This window comes from Paenisporosarcina sp. P5_A11 (assembly GCF_056400705.1).
This window is the reverse complement of the sequence record NZ_JBFUKT010000206.1, coordinates 1-5,172: the sequence shown is the minus strand read 5'-3', so window position 1 is coordinate 5,172 and position 5,172 is coordinate 1. Positions and strand designations below refer to the sequence as shown.

The 5,172-nt window shown below is 38.8% G+C and carries 7 protein-coding genes; 2 read left to right on the top strand and 5 right to left on the bottom strand.

Features of this window, described 5'->3' with window-relative positions; genetic code table 11:
* Positions 1 to 379: 379 nt before the first annotated feature.
* Positions 380 to 856, bottom strand: a complete 477-nt coding sequence (locus AC1DOS_RS17725) for a divergent PAP2 family protein (protein WP_477538564.1) — start codon at positions 854 to 856, stop codon at positions 380 to 382.
* 185 nt (positions 857 to 1,041) lie between these two features.
* Here AC1DOS_RS17725 and AC1DOS_RS17720 point away from each other — a divergent pair, with 185 nt between their 5' ends.
* Both AC1DOS_RS17720 and AC1DOS_RS17715 read left to right on the top strand, forming a co-directional pair.
* Positions 1,042 to 2,553 carry a leucyl aminopeptidase gene (locus tag AC1DOS_RS17720; RefSeq protein ID WP_477538563.1) on the top strand — a complete coding sequence of 504 codons (1,512 nt, stop codon included), beginning with the start codon at positions 1,042 to 1,044 and terminating at the stop codon, positions 2,551 to 2,553.
* A 175-nt stretch (positions 2,554 to 2,728) separates the two neighbouring features.
* Positions 2,729 to 2,983, top strand: a complete 255-nt coding sequence (locus AC1DOS_RS17715; protein ID WP_477538562.1) for a hypothetical protein — start codon at positions 2,729 to 2,731, stop codon at positions 2,981 to 2,983.
* 59 nt (positions 2,984 to 3,042) lie between these two features.
* On the opposite strand, the gene mnhG is transcribed toward AC1DOS_RS17715, so the two are convergent.
* The 4 genes from mnhG to AC1DOS_RS17695 all read right to left on the bottom strand — a co-directional run.
* Complete coding sequence (gene mnhG / locus AC1DOS_RS17710) at positions 3,043 to 3,408, bottom strand: monovalent cation/H(+) antiporter subunit G (RefSeq protein WP_477538565.1); 366 nt, start codon at positions 3,406 to 3,408, stop codon at positions 3,043 to 3,045.
* Positions 3,395 to 3,679, bottom strand: coding sequence for a Na(+)/H(+) antiporter subunit F1 (locus tag AC1DOS_RS17705; RefSeq protein ID WP_477538561.1), 285 nt, complete (start codon positions 3,677 to 3,679; stop codon positions 3,395 to 3,397). Before AC1DOS_RS17705 ends, mnhG begins: the two co-directional genes overlap by 14 nt.
* Positions 3,679 to 4,155: a Na+/H+ antiporter subunit E gene (locus AC1DOS_RS17700; protein WP_477538560.1), complete on the bottom strand. Its 477-nt coding sequence runs from the start codon at positions 4,153 to 4,155 to the stop codon at positions 3,679 to 3,681. The genes AC1DOS_RS17705 and AC1DOS_RS17700 overlap by 1 nt, the downstream gene beginning before the upstream one ends.
* A 1-nt stretch (position 4,156) precedes the next feature.
* Positions 4,157 to 5,172 (bottom strand): proton-conducting transporter transmembrane domain-containing protein (locus AC1DOS_RS17695; protein ID WP_477538559.1); only part of this gene is annotated, 1,016 nt, incomplete at its 5' end.

Sequence of the window (5,172 nt, the reverse complement as noted above, 5' to 3'; positions counted from 1 at the left end):
AGTCACAAGCCCCTCCTCTTTGTTCTCTAGATTATTGTGCAGCAGGTAAAGCGTCAGAAGCGAACTGGAAACCTGTCATCCTCTGTGGATGGAATCAAGGTTTCGGTATGCAGTTGTGGTGATATTTCTTAAATTGAATTTTAATAAGATGTTTTGAAAATAAAGTATCTGTTAAATGATACCGTCGACTATCGTACATTTGCGCTAGCCGCACGTTCCGCATGAGCCAACAAGTATGAAAAGCACATACTTGTGGGTCTCATCCTTCACGCTCTTGCGGCATGCAAGGAGCAAATGTCCTCTTTCGTTTTAATATCAACAGCATTCTTTAACATAGCCTAATAAAGCAGTGGAGCTCAGAAATGAGCTTCACTGCTTTTTAGATGAAAAATACATAAATGATAATCGAAATGAAAATTCCTGTTAAAGCTCCCATAAAGACTTCACTTGGTTTATGCCCAAGAAGTGTTTTAAGTTCTTCGATTTTTTCTTCATTTTTTTTATTTGCCCAATCTTTTGATTGATTCACGAATAATTGAAAATCAACACGCATTTGGTTAATAATTATTGCCTGTTGGCCTGCTTGGAATCGAACGCCAGATGCATCGAACATGACAATAATTGAAAAGATCGCAGATACAGCGAATAATGGGGAACCAAGTCCCGTTTCAAACGCAATGGCTGTTGTAAGAGCCGAAACCGCGGCTGAGTGAGAACTCGGCATACCACCTGTAGAAGTGAAGAGTTTCCAATCAATTTTCTTCGTTACCAGATAAGTTATGGGTATTTTGACGAATTGTGCAAATAAAATGCCGAATAATGCAGCAAGGAGTGGAATATTAGTTAAAATGTCCATTAGCTGTCCACCCTTTCATGTTCGAAAATCAAAAATGAATGTATATCCAAGCTTTCTACGATTATATTGAGTATACCACAGCTATCCTCCTTAAAATCGTTGTAACAGTTGAATTTGGATAATTCGAAAAGCGTAAGAATTTCGTATATAATAGAATACGAGTGTATATAGATGGAGGGGTTTTTGTGAAAATAGCAGTTGCAGGAGTTAATTTTAACGAAATTCAAGCAGAAGTTTTAATCGTTGGGACGTATAAACATCCTGAAAACACAACAAATTGGTCAGAGTTTGTATCGTTTTACGGTACGTCACTTGAAAAGTGGTTGAAAGCTGGGGATGTGTCAACTAATCGCAAGATACTGACAAAATTACCGACACTTCAAGAAGGTAAACTGGAACGGGTTTTCTTTGTTGGGCTTGGTGATCGAAAGACGTTAAATCAAGACGACCTACGTGGTATTTTTGGAACGGTTGGAAAAGAACTCGTGGCTTCAAAAACGACCAATGTTACAATTTGGTTAGATTCGTTCACGAATGAAGATATTGAAATTGATGATGCATCGTATCTTGCCGCTGAAGGAATCAGCATGGGATTGTACCAAGTACCCAATTATAAAACATCTTCAAACGCTACTGACACGTATCTTGATACCGTCGAATTGCTAACTAATTCTGATAATCAAGAAATTCAAGCATACTTCGAAGTAGGACAAGTGTACGGAGAATCTGTGAATGAAGCACGTACTTTAGTTAATATGCCATCTAACGTTTTGACAGCTACAAAAATGGCAGAGTACGCAAAGGAACTAGCTGAGAAGTATGACTTTGAATATGAGGAATTAGGAAAATCCCAAATGGAAGAGCTAGGAATGGGCGCGATTTTAGCAGTCAATCAAGGATCGACAGAAGAACCAAGACTGATTGTCATGAAATACCGCGCTAACGATGATTGGACCGATGTAGTTGGCTTAGTAGGAAAAGGTGTCACTTATGACACTGGAGGCTACTCAATCAAGCCTAAGGACGGTTTAGTGGGTATGAAGGGTGATATGGGTGGTGCAGCTGCAGTATTGGGTGCAATGCGCATTGTCGGTGAAACTCAACCAAACAAAAATGTTATGGCGGTTATTGCATCAACTGATAATATGATTTCAGGAAATGCATTTAAACCAGATGATGTTATTACTTCGTTAAGTGGCAAAACGATTGAAATTCTGAATACAGATGCAGAAGGACGACTCGTCTTAGCTGATGCTGTAACTTACGCAAAACAACAAGGCGCGAACTACATTGTCGATGTAGCTACATTAACAGGTGGTGTTATTGTAGCACTTGGTAAGGATAAAACTGGAGCTCTTACAAACAATGAAACATTCTTTGAAACTTTCTTAGAGGCTTCTGTAGAAACTGGCGAGTTTGTTTGGCGTTTACCGTTAACAGAAAGTGATAAAAAGCGAATTCGTAAGAGTGATGTGGCCGACTTAAATAACTCACCAGGTCGCGACGGTCATATGATTTTCGGTGGTGGTTTTGTCGGTGAATTTGTTGACAATACTCCTTGGATTCATTTAGATATTGCTGGTACTTCTGATGCAAGCGCTACTCATGATTTGGGTCCAAAAGGTGGGACTGGTGCGATGGTCCGTACTCTGGCAACACTTATTGAAAGAATGAGCTTAGAAGAAACTGAAAAGTGAAGAAGCTCACTCCACTCCCGTAAATTGTAGCTGATTGATGTAGTCCGTCTCCCTTGGTGTAACAATTGAATCGGAGGGGCGATCTGGGATTCGGAAATAGACAAACCGAGTAGGCTTTGTGCATATGTCATACCTCCTTTTTTTCATACGTTATGGAAGAGAGGAGGAGAGACAAATGGTCAATCGATTTCATGGAAGAGGTTTTGGAGGAGGCTTTGGAAGAGGCTTTGGAAGAGGATTTGGAGGACTCGGCTTTTTTGGAGGTCCTTTTTTAGGTGGTTTAGCGGGTAGTTTACTCGGTTCAACTTTATCTGGAGGTTATGGAGGTTATGGCGGTTATGGCGGTTATGGAGGTTATCAACCGTATCCTTATTGTCCGTATCCATATCCTTATTGTCAGTATCCGTATTACGGAGGTTATCCATACTGAGGCTTCGAATTTTAAAAACACTTTTGCTTTTTACCTAAATAGGAAAAAGCAAAAGTGTTTTATTTTTGTTCATCTAATTTTTTTCTTTCTGCTATCACCGGTGCAAGTTCGTCTTTAACCGACTGATCCCACATCTTCACTCCTGATAAATATGCTGACCGCCCAATCACATGACCACCAACAGGTCCTGTAATAAATAGAAATACAATCCCGAGAATAATGCGTGTATTAACAATACCTTCGATTAACCAAAAATGAAGAAACACTCCAAGTAAGATAAACATGACACCGAGAGTGGCACTTTTAGATGCAGCATGTGTACGACAATAAATATCTGGTAACCGAATTAATCCGATTGCCGTCACAAGTATGAAAATAACACCTAAGCTGACAGTTACACTAATGAGAATATTAGCTAAGATCATTGTCACGTTGGATTATCTCCCCTTTCTCTAAAAACTTAGAGAACGCTACAGTGCCAATAAACGCAAGTATCGCGAGTAGCAAAATAATATCTAAGAAAAAGCTTGTGTCGGCTAAAATGGAGATTAAACCAATCATAGCTATAAGTGCCACGCCTAATGTATCAAGCGCAACAACCCGGTCAGGTACAGAAGGGCCAATAATTAACCTGTAGATAAATGCAACCATGGAAAGGCTTATGATAATAACCATGACCCAAAAGAATAACATCATTAGCGGCTCACCTCCTGAATGGCTTTTTCAAATGTATTCTTAATTGAATTAATAGCGTCGTCAGCGTCACCATAATCTATCGCGTGAATGTATAACGTTTTTGAATCCTCTGATACATCAATTACGAGTGTACCAGGCGTCAACGTGATGAGATTCGATAACAAGGTGATTTCCCAATCCTTTTCAAGGACAGTAGGTAGAGCAAAAATGGCTGGTTTTATCGGCATTTTTGGTTGAATAATTAAAAGTAACACTTGAATATTAGCCAGGATTAACTCTTTGAAAAACAACAGAATTAATTTGATGACTGCCCATACACGATTCATATAGAAACGTCCTGGAAAAAACCCTTTGGTTATCCACAACATCATAGCGCCTAATAAAAAACCTACGATAAATGTAGAAGCGTTAAAGGACATGGTCAAGAACATCCAAAGAAAAGCGATGAAAAAGTTTAGCATGATTTGAAATGCCATGTTACGCACCCCCTAAAACTGCTTGTATATATTGTGAAGGATTTATCATTACATTTGCCGCATCAGTCATATAAGGGACAAGCCACTCGGATCCAACTCCATACAGTACGCYAATTCCAACTAAAATGAGAGCTGGAGTAAATAAGCCACGATAATGTTTCTTCGTTAACAGAGTGATTTCAACAGGCTCACCCCAAAAAGCATAGATGAAGATACGCATGACTGAAAGTAATACAACTAAACTTGAAGCTAATATAAATATAGATCCCCATAAATTCTCGGCTTCAAAGCCACCTTGAACGATAAGTAACTTCCCAACGAATCCGCTTAATGGAGGTATACCCGCTAAACCAAAAGCAGCTATTAAATAGGTCCATCCAAGCATAGGATAAGATTTTATCAATCCACCCATTTTTCGTAAATCAGATGTACCTGTAATTGCAATAATCACGCCAATTAACAAGAATAATGCACCTTTAATCAAAATATCATGGATTAAATAAAACACAGACCCCATTAGTGACGCTTCATTCATTTGAGAAGCACCAAATAGAATCACACCAACAGCGATGATGATATTGTAAATGATGATTTTCTTTAAATCGAAGTATGCTAACGCACCTATACAACCTGCAACAATGGTCAGGATAGAAAGAATCATCAACAATTCGTGTGTGAAACTTTGATCGAGAGTGAAAAATAATGTATATGTACGCATGATGGCGTAAACGCCAACTTTAGTAAGTAACGCACCGAATAGGGCCAATACAGGAATTGGTGGAGCGGCATAGGAACTTGGTAACCAGAAGAATAGAGGGAAGATGGCTCCCTTTAAACCAAATACCAGTAAAAACAATACGGCAATCACGGTAATGATTCCAGGTTGATTAATTTGAGCAATTTTCACTGAAATATCCGCCATATTTAGTGTTCCAACAACTGAATACAAATAGGCAACAGTTATAACAAATAAGGCTGATGAGATAACATTTACAAGAATATATTTGATTATTTGAT